The sequence below is a fragment of the Prescottella equi genome (assembly GCF_002094305.1).
GTDB lineage: Bacteria > Actinomycetota > Actinomycetes > Mycobacteriales > Mycobacteriaceae > Prescottella > Prescottella equi.
Genome location: NZ_LWTX01000008.1, coordinates 26,599 through 44,625, shown reverse-complemented (window position 1 = coordinate 44,625; position 18,027 = coordinate 26,599). Strand labels below are relative to the sequence as shown.

Annotated in this window: 14 protein-coding genes and 1 tRNA gene; 6 read left to right on the top strand and 9 right to left on the bottom strand. The window is 69.3% G+C overall.

Features of this window, described 5'->3' with window-relative positions; genetic code table 11:
* Positions 1-3: 3 nt before the first annotated feature.
* The 5 genes from A6I89_RS18485 to A6I89_RS18465 form a co-directional block, all read right to left on the bottom strand.
* The gene (locus A6I89_RS18485) at positions 4-1,245 is read right to left on the bottom strand and encodes a multidrug effflux MFS transporter (RefSeq protein WP_044990767.1); all 1,242 of its coding nucleotides are present in this window, start codon (positions 1,243-1,245) and stop codon (positions 4-6) included.
* Between the two features lie 351 nt (positions 1,246-1,596).
* Positions 1,597-3,000 (bottom strand): alpha/beta hydrolase domain-containing protein, encoded by a 1,404-nt coding sequence (locus tag A6I89_RS18480; protein WP_022595157.1) that lies wholly within the window; start codon positions 2,998-3,000, stop codon positions 1,597-1,599.
* 117 nt (positions 3,001-3,117) lie between these two features.
* Positions 3,118-4,266 carry a sulfotransferase family protein gene (locus A6I89_RS18475; protein WP_005514045.1) on the bottom strand — a complete coding sequence of 383 codons (1,149 nt, stop codon included), beginning with the start codon at positions 4,264-4,266 and terminating at the stop codon, positions 3,118-3,120.
* 23 nt (positions 4,267-4,289) lie between these two features.
* On the bottom strand, positions 4,290-5,072 hold the full coding sequence (locus A6I89_RS18470) for an SDR family oxidoreductase (RefSeq protein WP_005514044.1): 783 nt from the start codon (positions 5,070-5,072) through the stop codon (positions 4,290-4,292).
* 3 nt (positions 5,073-5,075) lie between these two features.
* Positions 5,076-6,242, bottom strand: a complete 1,167-nt coding sequence (locus tag A6I89_RS18465; RefSeq protein ID WP_022595160.1) for a hypothetical protein — start codon at positions 6,240-6,242, stop codon at positions 5,076-5,078.
* 93 nt (positions 6,243-6,335) lie between these two features.
* On the opposite strand from A6I89_RS18465, the gene A6I89_RS18460 reads away from it, so the two are divergent.
* From A6I89_RS18460 to A6I89_RS18445, 4 genes are all read left to right on the top strand, one after another.
* Positions 6,336-7,271 (top strand): IclR family transcriptional regulator, encoded by a 936-nt coding sequence (locus A6I89_RS18460; protein ID WP_022595162.1) that lies wholly within the window; start codon positions 6,336-6,338, stop codon positions 7,269-7,271.
* A 120-nt stretch (positions 7,272-7,391) separates the two neighbouring features.
* Positions 7,392-8,318, top strand: a complete 927-nt coding sequence (gene cysD, locus A6I89_RS18455; RefSeq protein WP_022595163.1) for a sulfate adenylyltransferase subunit CysD — start codon at positions 7,392-7,394, stop codon at positions 8,316-8,318.
* Positions 8,318-10,171, top strand: a complete 1,854-nt coding sequence (gene cysC / locus A6I89_RS18450; protein ID WP_005514040.1) for an adenylyl-sulfate kinase — start codon at positions 8,318-8,320, stop codon at positions 10,169-10,171. Before cysD ends, cysC begins: the two co-directional genes overlap by 1 nt.
* Positions 10,168-11,283 (top strand): 3'(2'),5'-bisphosphate nucleotidase CysQ, encoded by a 1,116-nt coding sequence (locus A6I89_RS18445; protein WP_005514039.1) that lies wholly within the window; start codon positions 10,168-10,170, stop codon positions 11,281-11,283. The genes cysC and A6I89_RS18445 overlap by 4 nt, the downstream gene beginning before the upstream one ends.
* A gap of 5 nt (positions 11,284-11,288) precedes the next feature.
* Here the strand turns inward: A6I89_RS18445 and A6I89_RS18440 are convergent, their stop codons facing one another.
* From A6I89_RS18440 to A6I89_RS18430, 3 genes are read right to left on the bottom strand one after another with little or no spacing between them, the layout of a single operon-like run.
* Complete coding sequence (locus A6I89_RS18440) at positions 11,289-11,762, bottom strand: SRPBCC family protein (protein ID WP_022595166.1); 474 nt, start codon at positions 11,760-11,762, stop codon at positions 11,289-11,291.
* Positions 11,759-12,112, bottom strand: a complete 354-nt coding sequence (locus A6I89_RS18435) for an ArsR/SmtB family transcription factor (protein WP_013415622.1) — start codon at positions 12,110-12,112, stop codon at positions 11,759-11,761. The genes A6I89_RS18440 and A6I89_RS18435 overlap by 4 nt, the downstream gene beginning before the upstream one ends.
* Before the next feature lie 60 nt (positions 12,113-12,172).
* Positions 12,173-15,463, bottom strand: coding sequence for an arabinosyltransferase domain-containing protein (locus A6I89_RS18430; RefSeq protein ID WP_390893149.1), 3,291 nt, complete (start codon positions 15,461-15,463; stop codon positions 12,173-12,175).
* A 103-nt stretch (positions 15,464-15,566) separates the two neighbouring features.
* On the opposite strand from A6I89_RS18430, the gene A6I89_RS18425 reads away from it, so the two are divergent.
* On the top strand, positions 15,567-16,592 hold the full coding sequence (locus A6I89_RS18425) for a TIGR03617 family F420-dependent LLM class oxidoreductase (protein ID WP_022595170.1): 1,026 nt from the start codon (positions 15,567-15,569) through the stop codon (positions 16,590-16,592).
* A 25-nt stretch (positions 16,593-16,617) separates the two neighbouring features.
* On the top strand, positions 16,618-17,880 hold the full coding sequence (locus tag A6I89_RS18420; protein WP_022595172.1) for a hypothetical protein: 1,263 nt from the start codon (positions 16,618-16,620) through the stop codon (positions 17,878-17,880).
* Between the two features lie 73 nt (positions 17,881-17,953).
* Here A6I89_RS18420 and A6I89_RS18415 read toward each other — a convergent pair.
* Positions 17,954-18,026: transfer RNA gene (locus tag A6I89_RS18415), tRNA-Arg, on the bottom strand.
* Position 18,027 lies beyond the last annotated feature (1 nt).

Genomic DNA, 18,027 nt, shown 5'->3' with positions numbered 1-18,027 from the left:
TCGCTATGACGTCCGCGCCGCCGCGAACATGGTGACCAGGGCGACGGCGAGGCACGCGGTCATGCTCGCCACGAGGGCGGTGTCGGTGTTTCCCAACAGCCCGACCAGGGGAGCGGCCACGGCGCCGACGGCGTACTGCATCGAGCCGAGCAGGGCCGCTGCGGTTCCCGCGGCCTCGCCGTGGCGGGTCAGCGCGAGAGCGGGGGCGTTGGGGAGCACGAAGCACACGGCGCCCAGCATGATCCACAGTGCGGCGACGAAGCCGGGCAGGCCGCCGATCTGGAAGTGGGCCACCACGACGGCGACGATGCCGAACGTGACGGCGGCCGTGAGCGAGGCCTGCACGATCTGCTGGGGCGACCAGCGGCGCAGCAACCGCACGTTGAGCTGCGTCGCACCGATCATCGAGAAGGCGCCCGTGCTGAAGACGATCGCGAACTGCTGCTGATCGAGGCCGAACTGGTCCTGGTACACGAACGGGGCGCCGGAGACGTAGGCGAAGAGGGCGGCCATCACGATGCTCGACGCGAAGGTGAGCGCTACGAAGGTGCGGTCGCGCAGTAGTCCCCGATAGGTGCGCACCACCGGCAGCAGTCCGCCCGGCCGACGCCGCTCACGCGGAAGGGTTTCCGGTAGCGCGAGGACGGCGACCAGTGCGATGGAAACCCCGACGAGCGCGAGGACCACGAAGATCCCACGCCAGTCCAGGGCGACCAGCAGCGCCCCGCCCACGCTGGGCGCGATCACCGGCGCGACGCCGAGGACCAGCATCAGGCGTGAGATGACGACGGCGACGGCCTTGTCGGAGAACAGGTCCCGCACCATCGCCATCGTCACGACGGCGGCCGCGGCCGCTCCGACGCCCTGGAGGACGCGTACTGCGCCGAGCATCGCGATGCTCGTGGCGAACACGGCGACGAGCGAACTGGCGACGTGCAGCGCGATGCCGGCGACGAGAGGACGCTTGCGGCCCAGACTGTCCGAGAGCGGCCCGATGACCAGCTGTCCGAGCGCCAGTCCGACAAGAGTGCCGGTGATCGTGAGTTGGGCCCCCGACGCGGTCGAGTCGAGTGCCGCCGCGATGTCGGGGAGCGCGGGCAGGTACATGTCGATCGTGAAGGGGCCCAGCGCCGTCATGGTGCCGAGCGCCACGATCGTGCCCAGTCCTGCCCTGGCCCCACCGGTGGGCTGGGCTGTCGGCGCCCCGCCGTGGGCAGGTGGTGGGGGTGTCTCGTCGACAGTCATGCACCGACGATGGCGGATCGCGCCGTTGTGACGCGAGTCGCTTCCCGGCGGGCGGAAGCCCTGTCGACGCACGACGGGCCGGATTCGATGAATCCGGCCCGTCGAAGTGCGTCGAGTCAGCTCATCGAGCTGAGCTGCTCGATGAGGGGGAGGATGGTCTTGACGATGTCGATGACGGCGCTGATCGTGCTGAACGAACCCATGTTTCAGTCCTCTGGGGTGGTGGTGGATGTGGCCCGACGCCACTGGCGGTAAAGCTAGCAGGAGAGTGGTCGGTTTGTGCACTTTACGAAGAAGGCGTTGGACGTTTGTCCAGGACGGCGGTTGCGGGCAACTCCGCGTGCGCGATTCTCAGCCTCCGACATGGTTCCCGCGCGCGGCGGACACGAGCGCCCGGCCGTCCTCGAAACGCAGGAATCCCCGCGCGACGGAGCGCTCGGTGGCCTCCGCGAACTTCGTCACGTAGGTGTCCTGGTCCGGATACAGCGAGGCCAGGACGTCGGCTCCGAGTGGGGTGGTCGCGCCGTTGTTCGGGACGTGGACGGTCTCGCCGGTCAGCGAGGCGACGGGCACATCGACGTGAGGAGTGCGCACTCCGCCGCGGGCATTGCCGAACTCGTCACGCACGATGGCCGTGTCCGTGGTGTCGATCGGATCCGCCGACGGGGGAGCGGTCCCGTCCGCGACCCACGTGTTGAGCGAACGCAGCGCTGCTGCCACCACCGCGGCCTGCGGACCGTCGTTCACCAGCGGAATCAGCGCTCCGAGATCCCTGATCGTTCCGAACTGGGCGGTGTACTGCGGGTACAGGATTCGCAGGGCGTGGGCGTCGGAGTGTGCCGTGCCCGCGATCTCCCAGGTTCGGATCCGCTCGCTGTCGGGCTGGCGGCCGGCGACGAACGACCCCGGGCCGGGACCGCCGCCGAGCTCGAACAGCTCCGTCTCGGTGACCACCTGGAAGACCGGCACGTCGAGATCCGTGCGCACGCGCGCCGGCGACACCACCCGTGGCCCGTCCGGGCCGTCGAGCTTCGGCAGGCCCGTGCCGGCGCCGATCGGCGCACCGAAACCGGCGCGGCTGTGCACGAACATGCCGTCGAACACCCGGGCGAGAGGATGGACGGCGTTGGCGTAGGTCAGCATTCGCATCGCGGACTGGGACTGGCCGACCGCAAGCAGTCGCTCGACCACCAGCCCCGCGAGCGGGTCCGCACCGCGCGGTGCCCGGAGTGCGGCCCCGGCCTGCGAGAAGATGTCGTAGGAGTAGGCGTCGCCGGGGTGGTGCAGGGGTCCGTACCGCTGCGGATCCCACGCCTTGAGCCCCACCACGTTCGGGCCCAGCGGGCTGCCGCCGGTGCTGTTGACGCCGGCGGCCTGCGCGGACACCCCCACCCACGCGTAGCCCTGCAGCAACTCCGAGTGCATGTAGCCGAAGTCGACGTCCACATCGACGTTGCCACTCACGTTGAGCCATTCGACCACGACGGTGCCGTTGAACCGGCTGCGGTCCGACGGCACCCGCACCAGCAGGCGGGTTCGGTACGGCGCCTGGCCGGCCTCCGCGACCGCCCAGTGGCCGTCCGAGTCCCACCTGCCGTCCTCGCGATACGCCGTCGCGGTACCGCTCAGGAAGAACTCCTGTTCGGTGTATCCCGCGGCGGCGAGGTCGACTGCGGTCGAGGTTCCGGGCGAGCTGCGCATGCCGTCCGGAAGGCGGTCCTGTTCGGAATCGAATCGTCTTGCGTGCAGGAACATTCGGATCGGGCCTCTCTGACAGGGGGCTGCGCCGTTGCAGTCCCCTTGAAAGGAAAACTAGCCCTGAATGTGGCGTCGGTCACACATCGGTCTCGGTGGGTGAGACTCTTTCTCGGTTCAGCCGCCGGAGTAGTCGCCGAACCGCTCGTCGACTTCCTCGGCTGTCAGTCCGTACTCCTCGAGCGTGTACTTGTGCGCCGGCTTCCGGCTGCCCGAGCGGCTCTCGGCATGCATGTCCTCCATCGCCCGGCGCGCCTGCTCGGTCATGGGGATCGAGAAGTGCGAGTAGACCTTCTCGACGGTCCCGAGTGGATCGCCGACGAAGTCGTTGTAGTCGACGTCGACGAACTGGGCCGGGTCGTACTTCCCGCGCGCGGCGGTGAAGTCCTCGAGCCCGCGGGCCCACAGGTCGAGCTGGCTGCGGCCGATCACCTCGCCACGGAACTTGTTCGACCAGCCCTCGGTGGCCTGCTCGGCCAGGCTGCACACCGAAGGCACGATGGTCCGCGGCGGGCGATGGGTCTGGATCACCAGGGCGTCCGGATAGACCGCCATCAGTTCGTCGAGCGCGAACAGATGGCTCGGGTTCTTCAGCACCCACCGCCGATCCTGATCCGGCAGCCCGATCAGCTGCAGGTTTTTCTTGTGCCGCGCGTACGCGTTGGTCCAGTCCTGCCCCTCGAGCCACGTCGAATAGGTCGGCAGGTTCGCCAGGCACTCGTACGACACCGACTTGAAGGTCTGACGCAGCAGCTGCCAGCACTCCTCGACCTCGCCCGCCGACATGTAGTGCACACCCATGAACTCGGGGTGGTCGATGTGATGCTGGCCGAACTGCTGCTCGATCGCCTGGAACACCGGGTTGGATTCCCAGGTGTCCCGCGGCGGGCGTGGCTGCGGCATCTCCGTCAGCCACATCTCCAGCCCCTGGTGTCCCGGGTCCACGGTGAGCAGGCGGTGCAGCGCCGTGGTGCCGGTGCGCGGCAGGCCGGTGACGAAGATCGGTCGTTCGATCGGCACGTCGGCGTGCTCGGGGAACTGTTTCCACGCGGCCTCGCTGAGCAGGCGGGCAACGAGTGCGCCGCGCAGGAAGACGCGAGAGATCTTGCTGCCGAACGGCGTCAGGTCCTCGTCTCGTGCGTACGAGTCGAGCAGGACTCCGAGCGCCTCGGTGTAGTCGTCGGTACCGAAGTCGTCGAGTCCGGTCATCCGGGTAGCGGATGCGTGCAGGTCCTCGACGGTGCCGACGGAAGTGCGTTCAGTCATAATGCTCCTTCAGGGGCCGAGCTCTAGTGGTGGAACTCGCCGCAGTTGACGTCGAGACACTGGCCGGTGATGGCGCTGGCCATCGGTGAGGCCAGGAAGATCACCGCGTTCGCGACCTCGTCGGTGGTCGGCAGGCGCTTGAGGTCGCTGTTGGCCGCGGTGTGCTCGTAGATCTGGTCGACGGTGATGCCGAACTTCTCGGCCTGGTGCTCGAAGTACTTCTTCAAGGTGTCGCCCCAGATGTAGCCGGGGGCGACGGAGTTGACGCGGATGCCCTGCGGACCGAGTTCGGTGGCCAGCGACTGCGACATCGCCAGCAGCGCCGACTTGGCGAGTTTGTAGCTGCCGTAGCGCTCCTGCGAGTGCCGCAGCACCATCGAGTTCACGTTCACGACCGCGCCCTGGGACTCGGCGAGGGCCGGCGTGAACAGCTGGGTCAGGCGCAGCGCGCCGAGCACGGTCAGCTCGATCGCGTCGCGGATGTGCTGGAAGTCGGTGCTGCCGAACGGCTTCATCGACGGCACGGAGAACGCGTTGTTGATCAGGCCGTCGACCCGGCCGAACGCGTCGGTGGTGGCGGACAGCAGGTGGGCGGCCGAGGCGTCGTCGGTGATGTCGGTCGAGACGGTCACCGCGCGGCGTCCCAGGTCGGTCACCTCTTTGGCCACCTCGTCCAGACGCGACTGGGTGCGTGCGGCGAGCACCAGATCGGCGCCGGCCTCGGCGCAGCGCAGCGCGAGCGTGCGACCGAGCGCCGGCCCGACGCCCGAGATGACGATTACCTTGTCCTGGAGCAGATTTGTCATGTCTTATCCCAGCATCCGGTTGGCGACGGCGGCCTGCCGCTCCGCGATGCGGGCGGCGAAATCCTCCGGCGTGATCTTGTTGTGTTCGTGGAAAGGCAGTTTCGCGGAGACCTCGTCGAACTTGACGACCTCGACGGTCGGTCCGTCCTCGGCCGTGAACTCCCGGGACGTTCGCTGCCACCGGAACTGCAGGTAACCACGTGGGTGACCGAGAGCCTCCAGCCAGTTGGTCACGCCCGGGTTCCGCTCGCTGAGGACCATCCGGATCATGCCGTCCGGATCCACCTGTGCCTGAGCATTGTTCAGTGACGTCTGGTGGCTGATGTAGTCGAGCGAGATGTACCAGAGGCTACCCAGCTGGAAGCCCTGGTACGGGGCATCCGATTTCGGGACGGTGATGATCATCGCCTCGTCGTCCGCGAGGTCGTAATGGCCCACCGACGAGTACTGCGTCGCCAGTCCGCCCGGAGTGAGCCGCGGCGCGGTCATGGTGTTGACCGGCAGGTTGTCGTAGAACCACTGCGGGAACTGCAGCCACGTCTTCACGCGACTGACCAGCGCCTTACCGGCGCGAGCGAAACGCTTCTCCGTCTCCTCGCGCGTGAGCGGCGGCACCGGGACGCCGATCCGGTCGGCGCGCTCGATGCGGATGGTCCCGCGCTGCTGGCTCCAGTCGCTGTAGACCTCGCGCACCACCAGCTGGCTCGAGCCCGGCGCCAGCGTGAAGTGGTTGCGGCGGCCGTCGGCGGGGCCGGGACCGAACGTGGCGACGAACGTGCCGTCGTCCTCGATGTGCAGTTCCCGGTCGTCGAAGGCGATCTCGCTGCCCGGGACGTTCGCGTTGGTGTAGTTGCCGCTGAGGACCTGGAAGCTCAGGTCCGCGGTGGTGCCGCGGGTGCCGGTGACGATGTACTCGGCGTCGTCGTTGATGCGGGCGCCGAAGTACAGAGTGTCGGGGTTGTCCAGCCCCATCTTCGTGAACGGGCCGGTGCCCTGGATGAAGCTCGGATGGGTCTTCTCGGTGGCCCATGCCGCATGCACGGTCGCGAGGATTCCGCCGGCGAGGTACTGCATGCCCTCGAGCAGATCCTGTTCGGACCGGATGTGGGGGGCGTTCTCGACCAGCTTCTCGGCCTCGGCGATGGCCTCGGCCAGTGGATCCGTCAGCACACCTTGCTCCTTCGATCCAGTGGTACAAATATGTACCTGGGTGGTAGAACGTGCGATGAGTCAGACGATAGAACGTGTTTCAAGGAGTGGTCAATGACCTCAGGCATCGCCGAGTCCGAGTCCAGTGGGCGTCGGTCCCCGCCGACGGAGCGGGTGGTCCAGATCCTCGACTTCCTGGTCGCCCGCGAAGAACAGCGCTTCGGTTTGTCCGAACTGGCGCGTGCGCTCTCCATCAGCAAGCCCACGTGCCTGGGAATCCTCTCCGAGTTGGTCGTCGCCGGCTACCTCACCCGAGACCCGGTCTCCAAGACGTACGGGCTCGGGCCGGCGCTGATCGCCGCCGGGCGCGCGGCGCAGCGCGGCTTCGCCGTCGGGACGATCGCGCGGGCGCAGCTCGACGGGGTTGCCGCCGAGTTCGGTGCGGTGTGCACGGCGTCGGCGGTGGTCGGCGACCAGGTGATGATCCTCGAGACCGTCACGCCGGCCGGAATGGCGCTGGGACGTACGGCTGCCCGCGTCGGTCAGGCGTATCCGTTCGCCCCGCCGGTGGGTCTCATGTACGTGATCTGGGACAGCGACGACGACCTCGAGGCGTGGCTGCGGCGCGATCCCGCACTGCCGGTGGTCCTCGATCGGGAACTGCTCGGGCGAGTCGTCGACGACTGCCGTGAGGTCGGATACCTCGTCGAACGCTTGACCCCCGTCGGACGCAAGCTGTTCTCGCTCATGGCCGGCGTCGCGGGCCGGGACCTGCCGACCGAGCTGCGCGAGCTCATCGGCGAGATGGTGTCGAGTCTCGGCGAGCGCGTCTACCTGCACAGCGAAACCGAGCCCGACATCGACTACCCGGTGAGTCTGATCGCGGCGCCCGTGTACGACGCCGACGGGCACCAGTCGCTGGTCCTCACGCTCGACGTGGGCGGACCGATCACCGGAGCCGAGATCGCCCGGCGCGGTGCGGCACTCGTCGCCGCGGCGGACGCGGTGACGGCGGAGGTCGGCGGACGGCGTCCCGTGCGCTGCTCCTGACCTGGTCGCAGCAGGCGAGCCATTGACCGCGGGTGGAACAGGTTCTATTCTCGGCTCGAAGTCAGTTTTCGAACCGACCCGGTACAAATATGTACCAGTGAACTCGTCGAGGAGCCGCGCGTGACACCCCTGGCATCCCCGTCCACCTACGAGCTGTCGCACCTGCAGGCGCTCGAGGCCGAGGCGGTCCACATCTTCCGTGAGGTCGCCGCGACCTTCGAACGGCCCGTCCTGCTGTTCTCCGGCGGCAAGGACTCCGTGGTGATGCTGCACGTCGCCGCCAAGGCGTTCTGGCCGGCGCCGCTGCCGTTCCCGGTGATGCACGTCGACACCGGCCACAACTTCGACGAGGTCATCGAGTTCCGCGACCGGACCGTCGAGCGGCTCGGCCTGCGCCTGGTGGTCGCGAGCGTCGAGGACGACATCGCGGCCGGACGGGTGGTCGACGAGACCGGGCCGCGGGCCAGCCGCAACCGCCTGCAGACGCACTCACTGCTGCGCGGCATCCGGGAGAACAAGTTCGACGCCGTGTTCGGCGGCGCCCGCCGCGACGAGGAGAAGGCCCGAGCCAAGGAGCGTGTCTTCAGCTTCCGCGACGAGTTCGGACAGTGGGATCCCAAGGCGCAGCGGCCCGAACTGTGGAACCTCTACAACGGGCGGCACCGGCGCGGTGAGCACATCCGGGTGTTCCCGCTGTCGAACTGGACCGAACTCGACATCTGGCAGTACATACTCGAGGAGGAGATCGAGCTGCCGTCGATCTACTACGCGCACCGCCGCCCGGTCGTCGAACGGGACGCAATGCTGTTGGCGCACACCCGGTTCCTGACACTGCTGCCCGGCGAGGAGTCACGCGACGAGCTCGTACGTTTCCGCACCGTCGGCGACGCGACCTGCACCGGCTGCGTCGAATCGTCGGCCGCCACCGCCGCCGAGGTCGTCACCGAGGTCGCGGCCAGCCGCATCACCGAACGCGGCGCCACCCGCGCCGACGACCGGATCTCCGAGGCCGGCATGGAAGACCGCAAGAAGGAGGGGTACTTCTGATGGCCCACACCCAGCAACTCCTCCGCGTCGCCACCGCGGGCAGTGTCGACGACGGCAAGTCCACGCTGATCGGACGCCTGCTGTACGACTCGAAGTCGATCTTCGAGGACCAGCTCGAGGCGGTCGAACGCAGCAGTCGCGAGCGCGGCACCGAGTACACCGACCTGGCGCTGCTCACCGACGGATTGCGCGCCGAGCGCGAGCAGGGCATCACCATCGACGTCGCACACCGCTACTTCGCGACGCCGCAGCGCAAATTCATCATCGCCGACACCCCCGGGCACGAGCAGTACACCCGCAACATGGTCACCGGAGCGTCGACCGCGGACCTCGCGCTGATCCTCGTCGACGCCCGCAAGGGGGTGCTCGAGCAGACCCGCCGGCACGCGTTCCTGTCGACGCTGCTGGGGATCCCGCACCTGGTGCTGTGCGTGAACAAGATGGATCTCGTGGACTGGTCGCAGGAGCGGTTCGAAGAGATCAAGGACGAGTTCGGACAGTTCGCGACCAAACTCGACGTCCACGACCTGACGTTCATCCCGGTGTCGGCACTCAAGGGCGACAACATCGTCACCCGCACCGAGAACATGCCGTGGTACGAGGGCTCGTCGCTGCTGCACCACCTCGAGGACGTGCACATCGCGTCCGACCGCAACCTCATCGATGCGCGCCTGCCCGTCCAGTACGTGATCCGGCCGCAGCGGCAGACGGACGCCGACCTGCACGACTTCCGCGGCTATGCGGGCACCGTCGCCAGCGGCGTCTTCAAGCCGGGCGACGAGGTGGTCGCGCTGCCGTCGGGCTTCACCTCGACGATCTCCGCGATCTGGGGGCCCGGCGGGGAGGAGGTCAAGGAGGCCTTCGCACCGTCCGCGGTGTGCGTACAGCTGGCCGACGACCTCGACGTCAGCCGCGGCGACACCCTGTGCAGGCCGAACAATCGACCGCTCGTGGGCCAGGAGATCGACGCGATGATCTGCTGGCTCACCGAGCAGGCGTCGCTGAGCCCCGACGCGCGGTACACCGTCCTGCACACCACCCGCGCGACGAAGGCGCAGGTGGTGCGGCTCGACTACCGGCTCGACGTCAACACGCTGCACCGGGACGAAACGGCACGGTCGCTCGCGCTCAACGAGATCGGACGCGTGCAGCTGCGCACGCAGCAGCCGCTGCTGTTCGACCCGTACCGACGCAACCGGGTGACCGGCAGTTTCATCCTCGTCGACGACACGACCGGCAACACCGTCGCCGCGGGCATGATCACCGGGCCGACCCTCAAGGAATCGAAGGTGGTGTGGCACTCGGCCGCCGTGTCCCGCGACGAGCGCGCGACCCGCGGGTCGACGGTGTGGCTCACGGGTCTGTCGGCGTCCGGGAAGTCCACGGTCGCGGTGGAACTCGAACGGCGACTCGTCGCCGCCGGGATTCCCGCGTACCGGCTCGACGGCGACAACCTGCGACACGGACTCAACGCCGACCTCGGGTTCAGCGCCGAGGACCGGGCGGAGAACGTCCGGCGCGTCGGGGCCGTCGCGCAGCTGCTCGCCGACGCCGGCATGGTCGCTGTGGCCTCGCTCATCAGCCCCTACGCCGCGGATCGCGACCGGGTCCGCCGACTGCACGAGGAGGCCGGGCTGCCGTTCGTCGAGGTGTTCGTCGACACCCCGATCGAACAGTGCGAGGCGCGCGACCCCAAGGGGATGTACGCCAGGGCCCGTGCGGGGGAGATCACCGGATTCACCGGCGTCGACGACCCGTACGAAGCCCCCGAACGCGCCGAACTGGTGCTGCGGCCCGAGGACGGCGACCCGGTCGCACAGGCCGCGAAGATCATGGAGTATCTGAACCTGTGAGCACCGACGTCGAACTCGCAGCCGACCTCGCCGAACGGGCGGGCAAACTCCTGCTGGACCTGCGCGTCCGGGACTTGGGGGAGACCCCGCTCGACAAGGCTGCCGCGAAGGAGCTGGGCCGACGGGGCGACAAGGCTGCCAACGTCCTGCTGCTGGACGGGCTGGCCGCCGAACGTCCGTCCGACTCGGTGCTGTCGGAGGAGTCTGCAGACGATGCTGCCCGCCTCGACAACGAGCGGGTCTGGATCATCGACCCGCTCGACGGTTCCCGCGAGTACGGTCTGGTCGGACGATCCGACTGGGCTGTTCACGTCGCGTTGTGGGAGCGCGGGGCGGGCATCACCGCGGCCGCAGTGGCGCAGCCCGCGCGGGGCGAGGTGTACGTCAGCGGAACCGCGCGGGCCGTACCGTCCGACCGGATCAATCCCCGGATCCTGGTGAGCGACAGCAGACCGCCCGCCTTCGTCGACGCCCTCGCACGACGCGTCGGCGGCACGGTCGAGCCGATGGGCTCGGCCGGCGCCAAGGCGATGGCCGTCCTGCGGGGAGACGCGGATGCGTACGTGCATGCCGGCGGCCAGTGGGAGTGGGATTCGGCGGCACCGGTGGGCGTCGCCCTCGCCGCGGGACTGCACTGCTCCCGTATCGACGGAACTCCGTTGCGCTACAACGAGCCTCATCCGTACCTACCGGATCTGCTGATCTGTCGACGCGACCTAGCGGTGCCGTTGCTCGCCGGCATTGCGGAGGAGACCGGCGGTCCGACCGACAGTCCTCGGGTCGCGATGGCCCGCGAGTACATCGACTCTCTCGTCACCCACGACACCAGCAAGGTGCGTCTCGCCAGGCACTGCCACCGTTACGAGAACGGCCGGCGCACAGGAGAGTCCGGTGACGAGATCCGGTCGATGCTCGAGACCGGCGGGCAGTATCGGCCGATCAGCGCCGTCCGCGACGTCGAGTTCCGTGAGTGGGGCACCGACGTCGTCGCTCGGTTCCTGCTCGACATGAACACCGGTCGGGACCTCCTGACCGTCGCGATCACCGAGCATTTCTCCATCCCGAGTGCCGAGATCGAGGCGATCACGGCGATCATCGAGCCCCACCCGTAGGCACGTCAGGCGCCGGCAGGCTCCGATGCGAGTGCCGCGCCCAGGGCGTCCAGCAGCAGCTTCGTGCCCTCCTCGCGGGAACCGGCGTCGTCGTAGCCGTCGAGGAAGGCGCCCTGCTCGGTCATCACCAGGCGGGTACCGGCGCCCGACGGAAAGAGCTCGATCGTCGCCAGCGACACGGACGTGCGAATGTCGTCCATGTGCATGTCGTACGTGTAGACGATCCGCTCGTCAAGGACGATGTCCTGGTAGATCGACGAGAACGAATGGACGGGACCACCTTTCGGGCCGCCGCTGACCGTCTCGCGGCCGCCGACGCGGAAGTCCATGGTGCCCGCGTCCGACACCCAGTCGTCCGGGTGAGTGAACCAGCGGGACTTGGCCTCGGGGTCCGCGAACGCGTGGAACACGCGGGCGGGGTCGGCGTCGTAGACGCGTTCGACGACGAATGTGGAGTGGGTGACCGATCGGGTGCTCATGACGACTCCTCGGGTGCGGATGCTTCATCGGCCTCGGCGAGGAACTCGCCGAGTCGGTCGAGGCGGCGCTCGGTCAGCGTGCGCCGCTGAGCAATCCACTGCCCGGCCCCGTCCAGTGCATCCGGCACCAGATGGCAGGTCCGGGTGCGGCCGACCTTCTCGGATCGCACCAGTCCACTCGCCTCCAGGACCCGGAGATGCTGGACGACGGCGGGCAGTGACATGTCGAGCGGGGCCGCGAGCTCGCTGACCGAGGCGGGTCCGCGGCCGAGCCGCTCGACCATCCCGCGCCGACTCGGATCCGACAGCGCGTGGAAGACGCCGTCGAGCGGTGCGGAATACTTAAGCACACACTTAAGTATTCTCGCCCGCTCCGCTGTGTCAAGGGGGCGCCGCAAATTCGACCGGCGTCAGAAGCGCAGGGTCATCGGCCCCGGATTCCAGAGACCCGAGCGTCGCGCGGTTTCGGTCGTCAACTCGGCCGGGACGGCGGACTCGTCGCGTGGCGTGAACTGTTCCACCTGGCCCCAGTCCCGGCGCCAGTCGTGATTCAGGTACGACGGGATGGTCTCGGCGGACAGTAGCTGGTCGGTCCAGCCGAGCGGACCGCCACCGTAGTGGTCCTGCCACCGGTTGGTCGACACCGCCCCGGGGCGATCGGGGAGGATCCGGTAGCCCGGCACCTCCGCGACGCCGTTCGCGTGCGAGAACGGCTGCTGACACGGGAACTGGAGTCCCACCGCCCAGTCGGCGAGCACGGGGGTCTCCGAGCCGATCACATCCTGGAGGGTGCGTGTCTGCGGCACCCGCGGCGGCGTCACGGCGAGCCACTGGTCCGGGTCCCGGTCCTCGTCGGACGCGACGAGGCGAACCGCGTCGGCCTCGGCGGGCAACTGGTCCAGGGGAACCCGTACGTTCCGCCACGACGGCGCGGGACCGATGTCGTACGGCAACGCCCGGCCCAGGACGTCCACCGAGCCGTCGGGACGGCGGACGCCGTACTCGAGTTCGAGGTCCTGGCCGTACGTGACGATGCCGTCCCGGTCCGTCGACCGGATCCGGCCGGCGACGGCGACCGAGACGATGTCGCCGCGGGTCCCGTCGGCGCCGACGGCAGGCAGGCCGTACCACCCGCTGACCAGTGACGCCGTGGTCTGTTCGCCGCTGCGGTAGCTGCCGAGGACGGGCGTCGACGCCGGGTCGAGTCCGAAGGGGAGCGCGACGGTACTGCCGTTGACACCGACGGCGCCCTCGCCGCCGGCGGTCCCCGCGGTGGTGTCGGTGGAGGTGGGGGTGGCGTCCGGGTCGACGAGGTTGGCGGTACCGGCGGCCGCCGCCGTCTCGCCGTCGGCGCTCAGATCCGACGCGACACCGTTCGGTCGGAAACCGGTGGACTCGGTGCCGGCGAGCGCGGTTGCCACGTTGCCCGAGAGCGGTTGCAGCACGGATGCATTCGGATCGGTCTCGAGCAGTACGTCGTTCGCGAGCCCGCAGTTCTGGCCGCGCAGCGCGTCGAAGTTCGCCCGGCCGACCGAGTACGCCGGATACTGGCTCACCGCGCCCTTTGCGAGCGAGAGCACCTCGAAGGCCACCATGACGGCCGCGGCGATCGTCAACGGTGGCAGCGCCCACACCCGGCGCGCACGGGAACCCGCTGCGGGAACCCGGGATTCGCGCACATGGCACCACGTTGCGACGCCGACCATGAGGATCGCGCCGCCGAAGAGTACCGTCGCCGCCCCGGTGCCCGCGAGCGACGGCGGCTTGTCCCACCACGGCACACCCCACGCCGACACGTACCAGTAGTTGTTGGTCCCGATGAACGTGAACGCCAGGAGGAACAGCACGGCCGCCGCGAACAGGGCCCGGTTGCGGGGTGAGCGCAGTACGGCCGTCCCGACGGCGACCGCCGTGAGCACCGCGAGCGCGCCTGCCAGGCCGGCGAACACGCCGAGATGGTGCGTCCACTTGGTGGGGGTGAACATCATCAGCGCCACGGCGCCGAGCACGACCCCGATGATGCGGCGGGACGGGCCGGCGGAGGTGCCGGGAATGCGTCCGCCCTTGCGCAGCATCGCGAGCACGGTCACCGCCAACCCCAGGAACATCACGAAGATGCCGAATCGGCGCGAGAGCGATCCGTCGGCCGTGTCGTTGAGCAGCCACTGATACCGCAGATTCTCGCTGAACCACTTCTCGCTGGGCCCGCCGGCGACATGGGCGTCCTGCATCGCCGGGACCACTGCGAGCGTCTGGTCGGCGAAGATCGCAACGAGAATGACGGTGCCGGAGGCCAGGATCGGCAGCAGCAGCGCCGCGTATCCGACGTCTCGGGCCCGCGCGATCGCGATCCGCAGCAGGGGCCGCAGACCGGCGAGCAGTGCCGCGAAACAGATGATCCCGGACGGCCCGACGGAGAGGGTGGCCGCTGCGACGAGGATCGCCACCGCCGCCGGCAGCAGCCGCCGTGTCGCGATCGCCCGCTCCACCGAGCACCACGTCAGCAGTACACCGGCCGCGACGATCGGTTCCGGACGCAAGCCGTTGTTGTACGGCAGCCACACCGCGAGGAAGCCCAACGCTCCCGTCCACAGGGCGATCCGGCCCGTGCGAGCGGCCACGCCCAACCGGGGTACGACCTCCCGGCTGAGCACCAGCCACGTGACGATGCCGGCGAGCAACGCGGGCAGACGCACCCACGGGCTGGCACTCCAGATGTCGTCGAGCAGACCGAAGATGTAGTAGTAGGGGGTTCCGAACGGGGTCTCCGGAACACCGAAGTAGCGGAAGTAGTTCGACATGTAGCCGGACGACTGCGCCGACCGCGCCATCGTGTACTGATAGCCGTCGTCGGCGGTGGTGGCGCCGATGAAGTGCCACAGCACGAGGGTTCCGATGACGACCACGTCCAACGAGCCGACGCGCCACCACCGTGCCGGCAGGAACCGGCGGGCCCGGCGGCCGTCGGTGAGGTCCAGTCGATGCAGCGCCACCAGCGCCAGCAGCGTGGCGAGCACCGCCACGATCATCGCGACCATCTTGGTCGCCGTCGGCGTGGTCGAGAAGCGGGTGTCGAGCTCGGCGCTCACCTGCAGTCCCGCCGGCGCGCTGCCGTCGAGATCGCTGAAGACGCCGACCATCTGGGGGCGGACGTCACCGTCGACGTTCTTCGTCGCGTCTGCCGCCCCCGATCCGGTGATCGCGGCCGTCGTCCGCTGGGACGTCGACGACACGGTGATCGTGCACTCGCTGCCCCGCAGTTCCGTGAGCGGCGTCGAGATCAGCGAGCGGTCGCGCAGGATCACCTCGAGACGGGCGGGCGCGGACTCGGTGGCCGCCGTCGTCTTCGCGACGAGACCGTAGCGTTCGGCACCCGGTGCGCCCGAGGGCATGGTCGCCACGAGCGCGCCGCCGGAGTCGAGGCCCGCGGCGGTCGCACAGGGGATCCGGGCGTCGAAGGTGAACGGCGCGTAGGACACCAGAGGCGCCTCGACGCTGCCCGTCGACCCGCCCTGCGGCCACGAGAGCGTCGACTGCTCCTGGTTCACCGGCAGCAACGGAACCGCCACCGCGGACAGGACGCCGAGGACGCCGGCGACGATCGCGATCAGGCGCGCACGCCGGACGTCCCACCATCCCTGACGGGCAGGTCCGGGTTCACGCACTGCTCTCTTCGCGGATGCATGTTCCGCCCCCACCATGCTGTCGACCACGAGAAGCGATGGTAACGGCAATCACACCTGTCACCGAGCGCCCTCACCGCGCCGTCGCGAATTCCGGCAATTCGCCGGGTAGAACGGACGAATGAAGGTCTACACCGGAACCGATCCCGCTCTCGATCCGATGCGGGTGGCCGACTTCGCGCGCCGCGCCGAGGCGGCCGGCTACGACGGATTGCACGTGTCGGAGACGGTGCACGACCCCTTTCTGCTCGCCCTGTTGGCGCTGCAGGCCACCGAACGACTCGTCGTGCGGACGTCGGTGGCGCTCGCGTTCGTTCGTAGTCCGCTGCTCACCGCCTACACCGCATGGGACCTGTCGAAGATGTCGGGAGGGCGATTCCATCTCGGCCTCGGTAGCCAGATCCGGCAGAATATCGAGGAGCGGTATGCGATGCCGTGGACCGCTCCCGCCGCAGCGATGCGCGAGTACGTCGGCGTCGTGCGCGCCGCGTTCGAGACGTTTCGCACGGGCGAACTCGTCGCATACGAGGGTGAGCGGTACCGGTTCCTCCGGATGCAGCCCTACTTCAACCCGGGCCCCGACACGCACACGCCCACACCGCCGGTCTATCTCGGCGGTGTGGGACAGCGCATGCTGCGGGTTGCGGGGGAGTGCGCCGACGGTCTGGTCACGCACCCGACCAACTCCGATCCGCGGTACCTCGCCGACGAGTGTGTGCCCGCACTGACCGAGGGTGCGGCGACGGCGGGCCGGACGCTGGACGGCTTCGACATCGTCGCGGGCCTGCAGGTGATCACCGGTGCCACCGACGCCGACGTCGCCGCGGAACGCGAGCGGCGCCGCCGACTGTTCGCGTTCCTGTACTCGACGCCCGCCTACCGCGGTGCGCTCGAGCGGCACGGGTTTCCCGACCTGCAGGCCGAACTGGCCGACCTCGTCCGCCGCGACGACTGGGATCGGCTGCGAGGCATCGTGACCGACGACGTCCTCGCGACCGTCGTGCCGACAGCCCGCTACGACACGCTCGCCGACGCGGTCCGCGAGCGCCTGCACGGCGTCGCGCAGAGTGTCACGCTGGCGCTGCCCGAGAACCCGGACCACGATCGCCGCATGGCCGACGTGGTCGCCGAACTACACGCCGGATAGCTTCGCGAAAGGTGCAGGAACAGGAATGAGTCGTCTCGCCCGGATCGTGCCCTTGCTCGCCTCGCTGGTGTGCGGCGCGCTCGCCGGTCGCGTGCTGTCGTCCCCGGTGCCCGAGTACTACCTCTGGGCCGAGAGTGCGCTGCCCGCAGCCCTCGTCACCAACGGTGCCGGCGTCGCGGCCGCCGCCGTCGTGGCGGTGCTGGTCACCGTGGCGCTCGTCCGGCGGCGATCGGTGACCTTGGTGACGGCGGCTGTCGTGGCCGGGCTGCTGCTCCTCGCGTTGCCGGACGTGTTCCGCTACCCGGACGAGCCTGCGGTGCTCCTGTACTCGAATGCCGTTGCCGCAGGGGTGGTTCTCGGTGCGGTCTCGCCCCTGGCCGCGCGCGAGCTGAGCGCGCAGGCCGCGCTCGCGGTGGGTGCCGTCGGCGCCTTCCTGCTGTCGGGGGCGGTGGCCGAGGTCAGTGGGGGCGGTACGGCGGACTTCGGCTGGACCGCCTACACCCCGCTCACCTCCCAACCGGTCGAGCGCTCGAGCGTGGTGGGCTTGTGGCCCGTCGTCGCGGCGGCGCTCGTCGTCCTGACGGTCGTGCTCGACCGCAGAACGTCGTGGGGCGCGCGGGTCGACACCCGGTGGGCGGCGATCGCCGCCGCGCTGCCCGTCGCTGCCTTCGCCGCTGCGCGGATCCTGACGGAGTCGGCGGCACTGCCGCAGTGGTGGTACCCCTACGTCGGACTGGTGACGGTGCTCGTGGCGTGGCTCGCGTGGCAGCTGCCCGGGCGTGACGGGCAGTTGGTGTTCGCCGGGGCGGCGATCCTCGCTGCAGCGGCGGTGGGGACACCGTGGACGAGCGGCAACTGGTGGGCGATCGTCGTCCCCGCCGCGCTGATCGTCGCCGGCGCCGCAGTGGGACTGCGGTGGCCTGTACCGGCGGTCGGTTTCGGCCTCCTGGCGGTGGTGGCCGCGATTTGCCTGCTCGGTCCCGACCACTCGGACGTCTCGGCCTTCGTCTACGCGATCGCGCTACCTGCCGGGGTGGGGTACGTCGTCGGGTCCTGCCTGCCGACGTCGGCGCCCGCGTCGACGGTCGGTCTCTCGCTGCCGTTCTGCATCGCGATCCCGGGTGTCGTGGCAGCGGCCGGCACGATCTCCGAACGGTACGCGGACTACCTGCCGGGTTCCGGAGCGCAGCTGTCGACCTCGACACCGGTCGTCCTGGCCGCGGTCTCGGTGGTCGTCGTGTGCGGCGTGGGCGCGTGGGGACTCGGACTCCGCTCGGGAGTCCACTGACACCGGACCGGCCGAGCCGACGCCCCTGGAAACGGCCGAAGGCCCCACTCTCGAAAGAGTGGGGCCTTCCGTGTGCCCCCGGCAGGATTCGAACCTGCGGCCTTTCGCTCCGGAGGCGAACGCTCTATCCCCTGAGCTACGGGGGCG